The organism is Methylorubrum populi (assembly GCF_002355515.1).
Taxonomy (GTDB): Bacteria; Pseudomonadota; Alphaproteobacteria; order Rhizobiales; family Beijerinckiaceae; genus Methylobacterium; species Methylobacterium populi_A.
Window position 1 is genome coordinate 3,440,440 of record NZ_AP014809.1, and the last position, 13,667, is coordinate 3,454,106.

16 protein-coding genes are annotated in these 13,667 nt (G+C 68.5%); 7 read left to right on the plus strand and 9 right to left on the minus strand.

Annotated features, from left to right (window positions below):
- The first annotated feature begins 81 nt into the window (after positions 1-81).
- A complete protein-coding gene (locus MPPM_RS15810; protein ID WP_096485860.1) occupies positions 82-861 on the plus strand; it encodes a DUF1499 domain-containing protein in 780 nt (259 codons plus the stop codon).
- A gap of 5 nt (positions 862-866) precedes the next feature.
- Here MPPM_RS15810 and MPPM_RS15815 read toward each other — a convergent pair whose 3' ends face one another.
- Positions 867-1,799, minus strand: coding sequence for an MBL fold metallo-hydrolase (locus MPPM_RS15815; RefSeq protein WP_096485861.1), 933 nt, complete (start codon positions 1,797-1,799; stop codon positions 867-869).
- An 84-nt stretch (positions 1,800-1,883) separates the two neighbouring features.
- A complete protein-coding gene (locus MPPM_RS29210) occupies positions 1,884-2,927 on the minus strand; it encodes a DUF2865 domain-containing protein (protein WP_096485862.1) in 1,044 nt (347 codons plus the stop codon).
- Positions 2,928-3,655: 728 nt separating this feature from the next.
- Between MPPM_RS29210 and MPPM_RS15825 the strand changes: the two genes are divergently transcribed.
- The gene (locus MPPM_RS15825; protein WP_003599466.1) at positions 3,656-3,832 is read left to right on the plus strand and encodes a DUF1328 domain-containing protein; all 177 of its coding nucleotides are present in this window, start codon (positions 3,656-3,658) and stop codon (positions 3,830-3,832) included.
- Positions 3,833-3,914: 82 nt separating this feature from the next.
- Here the strand turns inward: MPPM_RS15825 and MPPM_RS15830 are convergent, their stop codons facing one another.
- Positions 3,915-4,136: a NepR family anti-sigma factor gene (locus tag MPPM_RS15830; protein ID WP_096485863.1), complete on the minus strand. Its 222-nt coding sequence runs from the start codon at positions 4,134-4,136 to the stop codon at positions 3,915-3,917.
- Between the two features lie 179 nt (positions 4,137-4,315).
- On the opposite strand from MPPM_RS15830, the gene MPPM_RS15835 reads away from it, so the two are divergent.
- Together MPPM_RS15835 and MPPM_RS15840 are read left to right on the plus strand one after the other, a co-directional pair.
- Positions 4,316-5,119 carry a response regulator gene (locus tag MPPM_RS15835; RefSeq protein WP_017486160.1) on the plus strand — a complete coding sequence of 268 codons (804 nt, stop codon included), beginning with the start codon at positions 4,316-4,318 and terminating at the stop codon, positions 5,117-5,119.
- Positions 5,120-5,758: 639 nt separating this feature from the next.
- Entirely contained in the window at positions 5,759-6,121 is a 363-nt protein-coding gene (locus MPPM_RS15840) for a hypothetical protein (protein ID WP_096485864.1), read from the plus strand.
- 22 nt (positions 6,122-6,143) lie between these two features.
- Here the strand turns inward: MPPM_RS15840 and MPPM_RS15845 are convergent, their stop codons facing one another.
- The gene (locus tag MPPM_RS15845; protein ID WP_096485865.1) at positions 6,144-6,683 is read right to left on the minus strand and encodes a hypothetical protein; all 540 of its coding nucleotides are present in this window, start codon (positions 6,681-6,683) and stop codon (positions 6,144-6,146) included.
- Between the two features lie 119 nt (positions 6,684-6,802).
- Here MPPM_RS15845 and MPPM_RS15850 point away from each other — a divergent pair, with 119 nt between their 5' ends.
- The 3 genes from MPPM_RS15850 to MPPM_RS15860 all read left to right on the plus strand — a co-directional run bounded on the left by MPPM_RS15850 (position 6,803) and on the right by MPPM_RS15860 (position 9,689).
- Positions 6,803-8,194: an aminotransferase gene (locus MPPM_RS15850; protein ID WP_096485866.1), complete on the plus strand. Its 1,392-nt coding sequence runs from the start codon at positions 6,803-6,805 to the stop codon at positions 8,192-8,194.
- Positions 8,195-8,525: 331 nt separating this feature from the next.
- Entirely contained in the window at positions 8,526-8,741 is a 216-nt protein-coding gene (locus tag MPPM_RS15855; RefSeq protein WP_096485867.1) for a hypothetical protein, read from the plus strand.
- A 33-nt stretch (positions 8,742-8,774) separates the two neighbouring features.
- Positions 8,775-9,689: a metallophosphoesterase gene (locus MPPM_RS15860; protein WP_096487881.1), complete on the plus strand. Its 915-nt coding sequence runs from the start codon at positions 8,775-8,777 to the stop codon at positions 9,687-9,689.
- A 117-nt stretch (positions 9,690-9,806) separates the two neighbouring features.
- Here the strand turns inward: MPPM_RS15860 and MPPM_RS15865 are convergent, their stop codons facing one another.
- The 5 genes from MPPM_RS15865 to rnd all read right to left on the minus strand — a co-directional run bounded on the left by MPPM_RS15865 (position 9,807) and on the right by rnd (position 13,632).
- Positions 9,807-10,025 (minus strand): hypothetical protein, encoded by a 219-nt coding sequence (locus tag MPPM_RS15865; RefSeq protein WP_096485868.1) that lies wholly within the window; start codon positions 10,023-10,025, stop codon positions 9,807-9,809.
- A 56-nt stretch (positions 10,026-10,081) separates the two neighbouring features.
- On the minus strand, positions 10,082-10,519 hold the full coding sequence (locus MPPM_RS15870) for a GNAT family N-acetyltransferase (RefSeq protein WP_096485869.1): 438 nt from the start codon (positions 10,517-10,519) through the stop codon (positions 10,082-10,084).
- Positions 10,516-11,442, minus strand: a complete 927-nt coding sequence (locus MPPM_RS15875; RefSeq protein WP_096485870.1) for a DNA-3-methyladenine glycosylase family protein — start codon at positions 11,440-11,442, stop codon at positions 10,516-10,518. Before MPPM_RS15875 ends, MPPM_RS15870 begins: the two co-directional genes overlap by 4 nt.
- A gap of 49 nt (positions 11,443-11,491) precedes the next feature.
- Positions 11,492-11,779, minus strand: a complete 288-nt coding sequence (locus MPPM_RS15880) for a hypothetical protein (RefSeq protein WP_096485871.1) — start codon at positions 11,777-11,779, stop codon at positions 11,492-11,494.
- Between the two features lie 698 nt (positions 11,780-12,477).
- On the minus strand, positions 12,478-13,632 hold the full coding sequence (gene rnd, locus MPPM_RS15885) for a ribonuclease D (protein ID WP_096485872.1): 1,155 nt from the start codon (positions 13,630-13,632) through the stop codon (positions 12,478-12,480).
- Between the last annotated feature and the right edge of the window lie 35 nt (positions 13,633-13,667).

Genomic DNA, 13,667 nt, shown 5'->3' on the forward strand with positions numbered 1-13,667 from the left:
GAGTGGCGCGGCTGTCCCCCAACCTGTAGACTGCCCGGCAGCTTATCCACCCCTTACATTCCACCATCCGCTTCCGGGACCATGCGTCGTCAGCTTCTCGATGAACCGGTGACGCGGGCGGGCCGCTACGCGCGGACGCTCGCCCTGTTCTCCCTGATCGTCACGGCCATGGCGGTTCTGATCGTGCGCAGCCCCTCGGCCGAGCCGGCCCCGGCCCTTGCCGTGCTCGGAAGCGGGATCGCCCTCTCCCTGGTCGCCGTGGCGCTCGCTCTGTTCGCCATGGTGCGAGTCTGGCGAGAAGGCGCGGGCGGCCTCGGCGCTGCCGTTGGGGGCCTGCTTCTGGCGAGCCTCGTCCTGGCCTATCCGGCCTACGCCGCGCTCAAGGGTGTGCGCCTGCCGGCGCTTACCGATGTGTCGACGGACACCGAACGGCCGCCTGCCTTCTCGCGCTCACGCCTCGCCTTCGCCGCCCGCGACGGCCGCTCCCCCCCGGAGCCGGGGCCGGCGATCCGGGAAGCGCAGCGGGCGGCCTATCCTCAGATCGCGCCGCTGACCCTCGACGTGGAGGCCGATGAAGCGTTCGAGCTGGCCCGCAAGGCGGCAGTGAACCGCAAGTGGCAGATCATCGAGGCGGTCCGGCCCGGCGGGCGGATCGGCAACGGCCGCATCGAGGCGGTGGCCCATACCCGGATCCTGAACTTGCCCGCCGACATCACGGTGCGGGTGCATCCGCGGGCCGACGGTGCCCGCATCGACGTGCGCTCAGCCTCGCGGATCGGCGACCGCGATTTCGGCGACAATGCCGATCGGATCCGCTCCTACCTGGACGAAGTCGCCAACCTCGCCATCGCCCTGAAGTAGCGTGCTCAAGCGGGCCGGAACGTTCCGCCGAGCAGGGGCGGCCCCTCGGTGACGGCGAGGCCGCGCTCCACCAGATCCTCGAGATGGGCGAAGACGGACAGCGCCGCCGCACCGCGCAGATGCGGCGCCAGCCCCTGATAGACCGTGCGGACGATGGCCGCGATGTCGTGGTCGCCCGCGGCCAGCCGGGCGCGGATCGCCGCCTCGCGCTGACGGCGGTGGGCGGCGAGCCCGCGCACGAAGCGCCGCGGATCGCGCACGGGCCCGCCATGGCCCGGCCAGTACAGCGTCTCGTTGCGCTCGCGCAGACGTTCGAGCGACTCCATGTAGGCCCGCATCGAGCCGTCGGGCGGCGCGACGATCGAGGTCGACCACGCCATCACGTGATCGCCGGAGAACAGCACGTTCTCCTCGGGCAGGGCGAAGGCGAGATGGTTCATGGTGTGGCCAGGGGTCGCCACCGCGGTCAGCGTCCATCCCTCGCCGGTCAGGCTCTCGCCATCCCGTAATTCGCGGTCGGGCCGGTGCGCGCGGTCGGCGCTGGCATCGAGGGCGGGCAACTCATTCTCGGCCAGTACCCGGGCGGCCCGGTGCGGGCCGCAGCCGACGATCGGCGCGCCCGTGCGCGCCTGCAGGAGGCGGGCGCCCGGGGAATGATCGCGGTGGGTATGGGTGACGACGATGGCCTCGATGCGCTCACCCTCGAGCGAGGCCAGAAGCCCCTCGATATGCCCGGCATCGGCCGGTCCCGGATCGATCACCGCGACCTGGCCGCGTCCCACCAGATAGCTGCAGGTCCCGCTCGCGGTGAACGGACCGCCATTGGGGCAGATCCGCCGCCGCACGAGGGCACTCATCGTCTCGGTCCGCTCGGGCAACGGCAGGGCGCTCTCGAAGCTGGGGGAGGGGGCCTGCGCGTCCTTGGACGGTTCACTCATGGCGACGGCTTCAAACGGCGATGGTGCCGCCCGCCTACGACAGCTCGGCGTTTTCGCCAACTCATGCCCCCGAGGGACGGGGGATCATCGCCCGAACGGCGAGGGCGTGACGACGCGGATCTGTGTGAAACCACCGCCGCTCGCGACGACGGGCGCGAAGTCCGTGGCGGCCATGTCGATCCGCAGCTTCATGTTCTGCGCTTCGGCGACGCGCAGGCGCCGGGCGCCAGACCTCTGGGCCCGAAGCACCTCCTGAAACGCCGCGCTCGCCGCGTCGCGGCGCATGGCCCCGACCCGCTCCTCGATAAGACCGCGACCGCGCGGGCTCAACGCCGCCGCCCGATAATCGACGAGCCGCGGCCCCGCTCGGGAAAGGCCGGCGACGAGGTCGGCTCCCTCTTCCGAAGCGATGACGTCGCCGGCGCGAAGTGTGCGGTCGTCGACCAGGGGCATCGACGGTCCCGCGATACCCGGCGGCTGGCAAGAGCAATTCTCCACACGCGTGCGGCGATAGAGGTTGGCCGAGGCGATGCGCAGGTACGGACGGCCGTCGAGGCCGACGGCGTGTTCGAGCTCGCTCCGCCCTGGCGCCAGGGTGAACAGGTCCGTCGGCGCGCTCGGGCAGGCGGCGGCGCAGGCCGCGGCGTGAACGGGAAGGTCCGCCCGAGCATGCAGGCGACCAAGGGGGAACACGTATCCGTCGCAGCGCCGCACGCACACGGTCCGCGTCCCGGCCACAACGGCAGCGCTCGCGAAGGAGACCGGAGTGACGGCCCTCTCCCGCCGGCCGGACCTTACCGGCCGCGCATCGAGACGCGGCGTCCGCTGAACCAAGCGATGTCCGGCAGGGCGGCGCGTATCGGGGAGTGAGGCGTAGCGACGGGGCGCCTTCGGCGCCGGGCTCGCGACCGGCGCCGGAGCGGCGCTTCCGCCACCGAAGATCGTCTGGAACAGACCGTGTAGGAGGCCGCCCTCGGACGCCCGCACCCCGGTCGCCGCGCTCGTCGCGCAGAGACCGATCAGCAGGCCGAGAACAGCGGTCGTGACGAGGCGTCGGCGCGGTGCCGCGGATGGGCGTACGGTGCGTCTCGCCGCCCATGCTCCGGGCTTGCGCTTGCCGAATCCCATCCTCGCCGCCCCCGCCGCCTGCGATCCGGACTGCCGACGAAGCGAGACCGGTCGAATCTATCGTCCGGCCGACAGCTAGGCCGCCGATCCCGGCGGTGACAATTTCGGAAGACCACGCAGAAACGGATGACCGCCTCGCGCTCGAGCGACGAAAAGGCTTTTCGCGTTCCGAATTACTGAGGGGTTTGGGTCGGCCCATCCGCCCGCGACCGAACAATCGGGTCTTCGAGCGAAAAGCGGTGGAAAGGCGACGTCGGAAACGCTGGCAAGAAAAAAGCGCCGTCCGAGGGACGGCGCTTGCTGCGACCGCCTCAAAGCGATCGAAAACAGGTTAAACCGATGTCGGCCCGGCTCAACGGCGGCGGGCGGATTTCACACGAACCGGAATGGGCTGCAGAACCGGCTGCGGCGCGAGCGTCGACACGAGCCGGGCGGCGGCCTCCAGGGCGGCTTTCGCCTGAGCGATACCGGGAACTAAGGGCTTTTTCTGTGCGGGCACGCCAGAGGCCTCCTTCACATCATCGAGTCTGGTCGTCGTCTTGCCGAGAGATGGTGACGAACGGCCGGATTCGCCAGTCGGTTCCGACAGACTGCGACGCTCGCACGCGGATCGTAATAATCTCTTCACGCCACCGGGGCCGCAAAAGGAACTCGCGGCGAAAACTTGGCGTTATTGCTTCCAAGAGGCGGCGGCACGTGCCGCGCCAGTTGTTGGAAGGAAGTTCGACATGCTCGGTTGGGCTGTAACGTTCCTGGTGGTTGCCCTGGTCGCGGCCCTGCTGGGCTTCGGCGGCATCGCCGGCACGGCCATGGAGGCCGCCAAACTCGTGTTTTTCGTGGCGATCGTCCTGTTCGCCATCTCGGCCGTGATCGGCCTGATGCGCGGTCGCTCACCGACCCTGTAGCCATCGCCTGATGATCGAGCCGCCCCGGTCGCGGAGGCGGCTCGAGATTCAGAAAGGCATTCAACGATCGGGCGGGGCGACATCAGGAGCCAGCCGGTTCGTCCGATTTCGGTCCGTCGTCTTCGAGACGGGCGATCAAATCGCGGAAGCGGTCTGGAATCGGCTGCTGGACGACGGAATCGTAGAGAGCTCGCAGATGGTTGCCGATGCGCCTCTGCGTCTGGTCATTCAAACCATTTTCGCCACGCAATCGAGTGGGCCGGTCCCCGGGTGGGAACGCGCCGGCCGGCTCGTCCTCGTTCATGCTTTCAAGATCCCCTTGGCGCCACATCTGCCGCGATTGTCTTGCAGCTTGACATGAGTCATGGCTGCAGCAGCAACGCGGCCATGCGGCCAGGGTTCCGCATGGGCCAGGAACGGACGTCGATGCCCCGCGTTAGGGGCGCATCGATAAACGAAGAGCGAAGAGGCTCAGGGGAACTCATGTCGACAGCACAACTGGTCGTGCAGCATCTGCCGTACCTGCGCCGTTATGCGCGCGCGCTCACGGGCAGTCAGGTGGCGGGCGACGCCTATGTCGCGGCCACGCTCGAGACGCTGGTGAACGAGCCTGAAACCCTGGGTCGCAGCACGAACGTCAAGGCCGACCTCTTCCGCGTCTTCACGCGGATCTGGAACTCGCTCTCCGTCAACGGTCACAGCGATCAGGTGCAGCACGACCTGCCGGCCGAGGTTCGGCTCGGCCAGATCACCCCGCTGCCCCGGCAGGCCTTCCTGCTCTCCTGCCTCGAAGGCTTCTCCGAGGAAGATGCCGGCGTGATCCTGGATGTGGACGTGAACAAGGTGCGCGATCTTGTCGACGAGGCGGGCCGCGAACTCGCCGCCGACATGGCGACCGAGATCCTGATCATCGAGGACGAGCCGCTCATCGCCATGGATCTCGAAGCCCTGGTGGAGGGCCTCGGCCACAACGTGATCGGCGTGGCGCGCACCCGGAGCGAGGCGGTCAAGATCGCTTCCGAGAGCAAGCGCCCCGGGCTGATCCTCGCCGACATCCAGCTCGCCGACGGCTCTTCGGGCCTGGACGCGGTCAACGACCTGCTCAAGACCTTCGAAGTGCCGGTGATCTTCATCACCGCCTATCCCGAGCGCTTCCTGACCGGCGAGCGGCCGGAGCCGGCGTTCCTCATCGCCAAACCGTTCCAGCCCGCCAACGTGTCGGCCGTTATCAGCCAAGCGCTGTTCTTCCAGCAGAGCGCACGCCGTCGCGAGGCGCACAACGCCTGAACCGACGGTTCTCAGCGGAAAAGAAGAGGGGGCGCCGGTCGTGAAGCCGGCGCCCTTTCTCTTGGATCGGGCGCATCGATAAGCTTCACGGACGGGTGTGCGACGCGTCCGATCGCTTCCCGATGCCGCCCCGGCATCCAGGAGCGGTGCGACACGCATCGAGCCCCCCCACGTCACACGTATCCGGTCTCGACGAAGGCCGAAGAATGGCAGTCGGGCATCCGGACCGACATCGCAGCCGCGTTGCTTCAAGAGCCTCGCCCGCCTGCACGAGGGCGGCGACCGGGCGCCGGACACTCTGGAGAGCGGACATAAAAAACGGGCCGGACGATTGTCCGACCCGTGAAGAGGTTCCGGCCGATGCACAAGGGGAATGCGGGGAGGACCAGGTGGCCGGGTGCTTCTTCAACGATTGTCGGGGAGCTGAGTTCCGGAAGCCACACCGAAACGCTCATTTTCGTCCACAGGTGCTTTTTTGCCACGATCGCCGCGCCGCGTCCGCCGTCCGCGGCCCGCGAAAGAGATGACCGATCATGGTCAGAATACTGATTTGATCCGAAGCGGGACAGTGAAGGAACCGGAGATCCGAAAACAGCGTTGTGATGACAACCTGTCAAGCTCCCATCGGAGATCGCAAAGATGCTTCGGACCGGCCTTGTCCTCGGTGTGAGTGTTCCCGCTGCGATCATGACGCTGCTGCTGCTGCCGGTGGTCCGGCAGGAAGCCGATGCGATGGGGGCTCCGACCGCCCCGCGCGTCGCCTACGAGGCTTCCGCCACACCGCTGCCGGGCATGCGTCCCTACTCGACGGCTCTCAGCCCGATCCACGTGGCGACTGCGCCGCGCCCGTCCTCGCGCACGGAAACGGTCCCGACCCGCTCGGCCCAGGAGGAACTCCCGGCCAAGCCCCGCCGCATGACGAAGGAGGGCTGCGAGGCTCCGCTCAGCTCGCTCGTCGGACCCGAGGCGCGCCGCATGGTTCCGGGCCGCTGCATGACCTGAATGGCCGTCGGCCGATGACACGTCAGACCGGCTGGGAGGTCTTCTCGACGTCGGCGGTCAATCCCGCCGGCCCCATCCGCTCGCGGGCGACGAGCCGATCGCCCGGCGCGAAGGTGCCGAGGGGCACGTCCCGATCGGGCAGTACGACCGTCGTCAGCGCGTTGACATGCACCAGGACGTAGCGCCGCAGCGGCAGCGAGGCCGCCGCCCAGCGCCGCAGCTGATCATGGTAGGGCGCGCGCTTCCAGGCTCCGGCCTGCCCCGGATCGACCTGCACGTTCATGAACCGCGTGACGGGGTCGAGACTCAGCACCATTTTCGAGCGATCCGGCCGCCATTCGGGCCCGATCCAGGCCTCCGTCATCCAGAGGCAGTGGAAGGCCCGGCAATGGTCGGGGCGTTCCGCATGGATGCCGCATCCGCCGCCGACGCGGACATGCCGGCACCAACGCCCCGCAGGACTCTCGACCGCAGGCACGTCATAGACCTTGCAGCAGAGCGTGCAGGGACCGCAGGCCCGACCTGGGGCGGGCGTGGCGACGATGGTGGCCGGATCGAGCATCGCGAGCGGTCGTTGCGTCTCAAGTGAGGCGGACGGCGCCTTCCTGAGGGAGATTGCGGCCGTTAGTGTGGCGGTGCTGCCGGCGCATCCTGTCGGCGAAGTCTTCCGGCTGCCGCATCATGCTGTCGAACATCGCCGCCCGCGACGTCGAGACCCTGATCCATCCCTACACCAATCTCTCGACCTTTCGGGAGACCGGCCCGCTGGTTCTGGAGCGGGGCCACGGCGTCTGGGTCTACGACACCGACGGCCGTCCCTACCTCGAAGGCATGGCCGGGCTGTGGTGCACGGCCCTCGGCTACGGCAACGAGGAATTGGTCGAGGCGGCCGCCGAGCAGATGGGAAGGCTGCCCTTCGCGCACCTGTTCTCGGGCCGCAGCCACGATCCGGCGATCGAGCTGGCCGAGACCCTTAAGGAGCTGATGCCGGTTCCGACCTCGAAGATCTTCTTCACCTCCTCGGGCTCGGAAGCCAACGACGCTCAGGTCAAGCTCGTCTGGTACATGAACAACGCCCTCGGGCGGCCGCGCAAGAAGAAGATCATCGCCCGGAGGAAGGGCTATCACGGCGTCACGGTCGCGACCGCCTCGCTCACCGGCCTTCCCGCGAACCACGCCGACTGGGATCTGCCGATCGACGGCTTCCTGCACACGGCCTGCCCGCACCACTACCGGGGCGCGGAACCCGGCGAGAGCGAGGAGGCGTATTCGCAGCGGCTCGCGGCGGAACTCGAGGCGCAGATCCTCGCCGAGGATCCCGACACGGTGGCCGCTTTCTTCGCCGAGCCGGTGATGGGGGCGGGCGGCGCCATCGTCCCGCCCGCCGGCTACTTCCCGGCGATCCAGGCGGTGCTCGACCGGTACGACGTGCGCCTCGTCGCCGACGAGGTGATCTGCGGCTTCGGCCGCCTCGGCACATGGTTCGGCGGCGAGGCGCTCGGCATGCGTCCGCACACGCTGTCCTTCGCGAAAGCCCTGACCTCCGGCTATCTGCCGCTCGGTGGCATCAGCATCGACGAGCCGCTCTACCGGGCGATGCTCGACGAAAGCGTCAAGCTAGGCGGCTTCGGCCACGGCACCACCTATTCCGGCCATCCGGTCGCCTGCGCGGTCGCCAACCGCGCTCTCCACATCTACCGGCGCGACCGCATCGTAGAGCGGGCAGCCGAGCGGGCCCCGCATTTCCAGGCGGCGCTCTCGCGGCTGGCCGACCATCCGCTCGTCGGCGAGGCTCGGGGCATGGGGCTGATCGGCGGTATCGAGATCGTCGCGGACAAGGCGTCGAAACGCCAATTCGAGCCGAAGGCGGCGGTGGCGGCCTGCTGCGTCGCCTTCGCCCAGGACGAGGGGTTGATCGTGCGCTTCCTGGCCGGCGACCGCATCGCCGTCTGCCCGCCGCTGGTGATCGAGCCGGATGAGATCAACACCCTGTTCGAGCGCCTGACCCGCGCGCTCGACCGCACGGCGGCCTGGATCGCCCATGAGGGCTTACAGCCGGCGGCAGCAACCTGAGACGCTCGCGCCGAACGTCAGATCAAGTCGCAGGCTCTTCCGGCATAAATCTCCCGAGCGCATTGCAAGATGGTCTCCGTTGCAATGCACTATCGCGTGGCCGGAAAGCCACGGTACGCCCTGCCCGATTTATCGCCTTGCTCGAATTTCCGGCGCGCCGGAAGTCTTAAGCTTTCGTTCATGTCGGCGGACCGATCAAAGCGGACACCGCATCTTCGCAATCTTGCCATGAGGCGGGTGTGTAACGGTCGTCCTCGCTCACGAGCGAGGTGAGAGATCAGCCGCCGCGGCCGGGCACCGGCCGTCCAGACGCGCAAACAGGACAGGAACCATGTACGCCCCCAGCCGAACCCCGACCTTCGCGGCAGAGCCGGGCCACAGCGCCCCGGTGACCGTGGCCGGGGATCGCGAGAACTTCCGCCCCGTTGCCCTCCCGGCGCTGGCCGCCGCCGTCCACGTCAGCAGCAGCGCCATCAAGGCCGCGCGCGCCAAGGCGGAAGCCCGGAACGCCTTCCGCTTCGTACACGAGGACGAGCCCGTCGACTGAGGCTTGAGCCGCTGCACCGCCGGCTCCGGCGGCATGCTCATCCTCCCGAACCGCAGGCAGGTTCTCGGCGGACTCGGCGCTTCGGCACTGACGTTGGGCTCCGGCGGCGCCTACGCCTTCGTCGTCGAGCCGCGCTTCCGGCTCGCGCTGACGCGCTACAGCCTGACGCCGCCGGGTTGGGCCCCTGACCTCCGCCTTCGCATCGCCGTGCTCGCCGACATCCATGTCTGCGAGCCTTACATGCCGCTCGACCGCGTCGCCGAGATCGTCGCGGCGACGAACGCGCTCAAGCCCGACCTGATCCTCCTGCTCGGCGATTATCCGGCGGGGCGGAAGGTGACGTGGCACCGCGTGCCGCTCTCCGATTTCGCGCGTCTCGCCGAGGGTCTTCACGCGCCGCTCGGCACCTATGCCGTCCTCGGCAACCATGATTGGTGGGACGACGTCGAGGCCATGCGGGCTGGCAAGGGACCGGTCGAAATCCGACGCCTGCTCGAAGCCCGCGGCATCCCGGTTCTGGAGAACGATGCGGTGCAGCTCATCCAGAACGGCCGCCCCTTCTGGGTCGCCGGTCTCGCGGACCAGGAGCCGTTCGTTCCGATCGGCAGTCGGCGCAGCCTCGCTGACCTCCCGGCCACGCTCGCGCAGGTATCCGACGCCGCGCCCGTGATCCTGATGGCCCACGAGCCCGACATTTTCGTGAAGGTGCCCGCCCGCGTCTCGCTCACGCTGTCGGGCCACACCCATGGCGGCCAGATCCGCGTGCTGGGCTACTCGCCGGTGCTGCCCTCCCGCTACGGGCAGCGCTTCGCCTACGGCCACGTGGTCGAGGATGGGCGCCACCTGATCATCTCCGGCGGCCTCGGCGTCAGCGGGGTGGGCGTCCGGTTCGGGGTGCCGCCGGAAATCGTGCTGATCGAGCTCGGCGGCGCGACGCCCGCCGCATGATAGAGCATCATCCCGAAAGGTGGTTTTCGGCTTTCGGAAAAAGATTATGCAAAAACAATAGCCTAGCGCATCGTGCCGGATCCGATATCCGGCACGATGCGCTAGACCCGCCGTCCCTCAACCCGTCCGCGACACCGTCGTACCGACGTGAAGAAAGCTGCGCTCACCGGTCGCCGCTTCGGCGACCTGCTGGATCGTGTCGAGAAGCTGGGCGATCGGCCGCGGCCCGGCCTGCGGCGTCAGGGCTTCCGGAACGACCCGGCGGGCAGCGGTGCGACCCGCCCGGAGCTGCGCCTCGCTGAGGACATCGAAACTACGGCCGACTCGTCGGTTCATGGCTCTCTCCTCTGAACCCGACCGTGATGCGGCCATGGTAAACGAGACGTTAACGGTCACAGGACGAGGCGATAGCGGCAGAAGTCGTCGGCGGCGACGAAGCGATCGTAGAGCTTCCGGGCCTGCAGATTCCCGCTCTTCGTGTGCCAGTAGAGCCGCGACCAGCCCCGCGCCTTCCCCAGGGCGATCAGATCGGTGATCAGCGCCCGGCCGGTCCCGGCGCCGCGCGCCTCGGGTGCGACGAAGAGATCCTCCAGGTAGCAGATCGGCGCCGCCGTCCACGTCCCTTCGTGGAGGACGCTGACCGTCATGCCGATGAGCGTCCCGTCCCGCTCCGCGAGACGCGCGAAGACCGGCGAGGCGGGATCGAGGATCCGCCGCCACGTCGCGGCGGTGATCGCCTCCGGAAGGTCCTCACCGTAGAAGGCGAGATAGCCGGCCCAGAGGCGGCGCCAGCCGGCCTCGTCGGCGGCGATGGGATCACGGATCGTCACGTCATCCTCCGCGCGGCATCCTCGGCCCAGAGATGGATAGCCGCGTAGGCGCGCCAGGGCCGCCAGGACGCGGCCCGCGCGAGGAGCGCGGCACGGTTCGGCCGGCCGGCGCCGGTGTCGAGGGCGCGCATCAGCCCGACATCACCCGCCGGGAAAGCGTCGGGCTGCGCCATCGCGCGCATGGCAACGTAGTGCGCCGTCCATTCGCCGATGCCGGGTAGGGCCTTCAGCCGGGCGACGGTACCGTCGAGATCGCCGGTCTTGGCGAACAGATCAGGTGTCCCCAGCATCGCCGCGGCGAGACCCTGGATCGCCCGGCCGCGGGCGCGGGGCATGTTGAGCACGCGCGAAATCTCGGCGTCCAGCAGCTGCTCCGGCGTCGGGAACAGGTGGGTCAGGCCCGGCTCGGCATCACACTCCTCCGGGGCGAGCGGCGTGCCGAAGGCGGCCACCAGCCGGCCGGCGAGGCGCGTGGCCGCGGCCACCGAAACCTGCTGCCCGAGGATCGCCCGGACCGCCAACTCGAATCCGTCGAAAGCCCCCGGCATCCGTAATCCCGGCCGGCGCGTCACGAGGGCAACGGTGAGCGGATCGCGGCCGAGGCCGTCGGCGATCAACCGCGGATCGATGTCGAGATCGAACATCGCCCGCACCCGCGCCAGAACGGCGCTGTGGGTCTCGTTCGAACCGCGGCTGCGGATGCGCACAGACAGGCTGTCCGCTTCGGGCGTCACCGAGAGCGTGCCGCGCCGCCCGTCAAGGACGAAGCTGCGGGCGTAGCGGCCGGGCGTCACGATCTCGACGCCGGGGCTCGCGTGATCGGCGAAGAAGCGCTCGAGATGCGCCCAATCATAGGGCGGCCGAACAGCGAGCGCGAAGCGGGCGCCGTCCTCTCGGATCGGGGGCGTCGGGGCGAGCATCATCGTTCAGGAAAGACATGGCAGGAGAGGCGATAGCACTCTCCGGCCTGTCTCAGCGCCGCGCAACCGGTTCGGTGCTCTCGAACTCGGCGGTATCGCCCACGAGATCGGTCAGGGACACGGCCAGAAGACGCGCATCCTTCAGATGAAGCGTCGCATCCGGCGTGAGCCAGAGCGGATACAGGGCGTTGTGGCGCCCCGTCACGCTTCCATGGGCGCGAACGACGCCGTCACGCCGCTCGACAATGAGCTTGTAGCGGACTTTGACCGGCTCGATCCCCTCCGCGGACACGGCACCGCGGCCGCTCAGAACCTGGAGAACTTCGTTCGGCTCGAACATAAGGCTGGCGGCAGCGACCGGGAACGAGAGGCAAAAACTATTGCCATTTAATCCCGAACTACGTCACTCCGGCGGCGTCGCCAAGATGCGGCGATGACAGACGCGCGCTTCTCCCCCCTTCTTCTCTCGCATCCGGCAACGGATGAGCGAAGGCGCCGCGACGCAAGGTGGGCCGGGAAGGAAACCCCGCTCAAGAAGCATTGCGGCCATGTCAGCCGAGTTCGGACGGCTCCGCAACGGCGGCGGGACCGCGTCCGAGCTTCGCTCCGGGCGGACAGCGCAGTTCAAGGGCGAAGGATCAGCGGCGCCTGCGGGTCGCGTAAGCGACGGTGTATTCGGGTGGCGCTTCGACGGGCTTCGCGCACGTCAGGCGCAGCCGCGATACGATTGCGGGCCGATCCTCGGCGACAAGGGCTGCGCTGCACGTCCGTCGTCGAACGCGTCCGAGCCGGGTGAGTGGCGCTATCACCGTATCGCCGACGCGCGAAAGCCTTAGGTCGGCATGAACGTCCAACGCCCGGCGGCGACTGATAATAGTCCGATCAGCACCCGGAGCGGCTGCGAAGCCGCATCCGGTTCGAAGCGGGCGGGAGCGGCTAAAGCATCATCCCGAAAGGTGGTTTGCGGCTTTCGGAAAAAGATGATGCAAAAACAGATCCCTGGCGCGTCGTGCTGGATCCGTTATCCAGCACAACGCGCTAGGGCAATTCGCGCACGGTCACCCGGCCGCGCTCTACCGAGAGCGCCATCCGCCCATGCTTGAGGGCGAGGGCCTTGTCGCCGAACAGGCTGCGGCGCCAGCCCTGCAGCACGGCCACGTCCGCCGCGTCGTCATCGGCCAGAGCCTCGAGATCGTCCACGGTGGCGATGATCTTGGGCGCCACGCCCTCCGCCTCGGCCACCGCCTTGAGCAGCACCTTGAGGAGATCGACCAGGGCGCCACTGCCGCCGCCGCGCGACCGGCTGCGCTCTGGCATGGCGATCTGCGATGAATCGCGGGCGAAGCCCCGCTCGACCGCGGCCAGGATCTCGGCACCGGTGCGCGACCGCTCGAAGCCCGCGGGAATGGTGCGCAACCGCCCCAACGCCTCGACGCTGCGCGGGGCAGCGGTCGCGATATCGATCACCGCCTCGTCCTTGAGGATGCGTCCGCGGGGCACGTTGCGGCTCTGCGCCTCCGCCTCGCGCCAACCGGCGACCTCCATCAGCACCGCGATCTCGCGCGGCTTGCGCATCCGGCCCGCGAGCCGGCGCCAGGCCTGGGCGGGTTCGGCCTGATAGGTCTCGGGAGAGGTCAGGACCGCCATCTCCTCGTCGAGCCAGAGGCCGCGGTCGGTGCGCACCAGTTCGGCGGCGAGCACCTGGTAGATCGTCACGAGGTGAGTGACGTCCGACAGGGCATAGGCAAGTTGCGCCTCGGAAAGCGGACGCCGCGACCAGTCGGTGAAGCGGGACGACTTGTCGATCCGCGCCTTGGCGACGTCATTGACGAGTTGCTCGTAGGAGACCGAGTCGCCGTAGCCGCAGACCATGGCCGCGACCTGGGTGTCGAAGAACGGATGCGGCAGAAGCCCGCCGAGCAGCCAGATGATCTCCAGATCCTGCCGGGCCGAATGGAACACCTTCACGGTGCTCTCGTCGGCCATCAGTTCGAAGAACGGCTTGAGGTCGAGATCTTTGGCGAGCGGATCGACGAGGCAGGCGAAGCCGTCCGGACCCGCCATCTGAATCAGGCAGAGCTTCGGATAATAGGTCGTCTCGCGCATGAACTCCGTATCGACGGTGACGAAGGGCTGCGCGGCGAGCCGGGCACAGGCGTCGGACAGAGCCTGCGTTGCGGTGATCAGTTCCATATACCGGCTATACCGAAGGTCGTGCGCTATCGCGA

Excerpts from the sequence above, each read along its gene's own strand:
- MPPM_RS15810 (WP_096485860.1), top strand. The coding sequence starts at position 82 with ATGCGTCGTCAGCTTCTCGATGAACCGGTGACGCGGGCGGGCCGCTAC.
- MPPM_RS15815 (WP_096485861.1), bottom strand. The coding sequence starts at position 1,799 with ATGAGTGAACCGTCCAAGGACGCGCAGGCCCCCTCCCCCAGCTTCGAG.
- MPPM_RS29210 (WP_096485862.1), bottom strand. The coding sequence starts at position 2,927 with ATGGGATTCGGCAAGCGCAAGCCCGGAGCATGGGCGGCGAGACGCACC.
- MPPM_RS15825 (WP_003599466.1), top strand. The coding sequence starts at position 3,656 with ATGCTCGGTTGGGCTGTAACGTTCCTGGTGGTTGCCCTGGTCGCGGCC.
- MPPM_RS15830 (WP_096485863.1), bottom strand. The coding sequence starts at position 4,136 with ATGAACGAGGACGAGCCGGCCGGCGCGTTCCCACCCGGGGACCGGCCC.
- MPPM_RS15835 (WP_017486160.1), top strand. The coding sequence starts at position 4,316 with ATGTCGACAGCACAACTGGTCGTGCAGCATCTGCCGTACCTGCGCCGT.
- MPPM_RS15840 (WP_096485864.1), top strand. The coding sequence starts at position 5,759 with ATGCTTCGGACCGGCCTTGTCCTCGGTGTGAGTGTTCCCGCTGCGATC.
- MPPM_RS15845 (WP_096485865.1), bottom strand. The coding sequence starts at position 6,683 with ATGCTCGATCCGGCCACCATCGTCGCCACGCCCGCCCCAGGTCGGGCC.
- MPPM_RS15850 (WP_096485866.1), top strand. The coding sequence starts at position 6,803 with ATGCTGTCGAACATCGCCGCCCGCGACGTCGAGACCCTGATCCATCCC.
- MPPM_RS15855 (WP_096485867.1), top strand. The coding sequence starts at position 8,526 with ATGTACGCCCCCAGCCGAACCCCGACCTTCGCGGCAGAGCCGGGCCAC.
- MPPM_RS15860 (WP_096487881.1), top strand. The coding sequence starts at position 8,775 with ATGCTCATCCTCCCGAACCGCAGGCAGGTTCTCGGCGGACTCGGCGCT.
- MPPM_RS15865 (WP_096485868.1), bottom strand. The coding sequence starts at position 10,025 with ATGAACCGACGAGTCGGCCGTAGTTTCGATGTCCTCAGCGAGGCGCAG.
- MPPM_RS15875 (WP_096485870.1), bottom strand. The coding sequence starts at position 11,442 with ATGATGCTCGCCCCGACGCCCCCGATCCGAGAGGACGGCGCCCGCTTC.
- MPPM_RS15880 (WP_096485871.1), bottom strand. The coding sequence starts at position 11,779 with ATGTTCGAGCCGAACGAAGTTCTCCAGGTTCTGAGCGGCCGCGGTGCC.
- rnd (WP_096485872.1), bottom strand. The coding sequence starts at position 13,632 with ATGGAACTGATCACCGCAACGCAGGCTCTGTCCGACGCCTGTGCCCGG.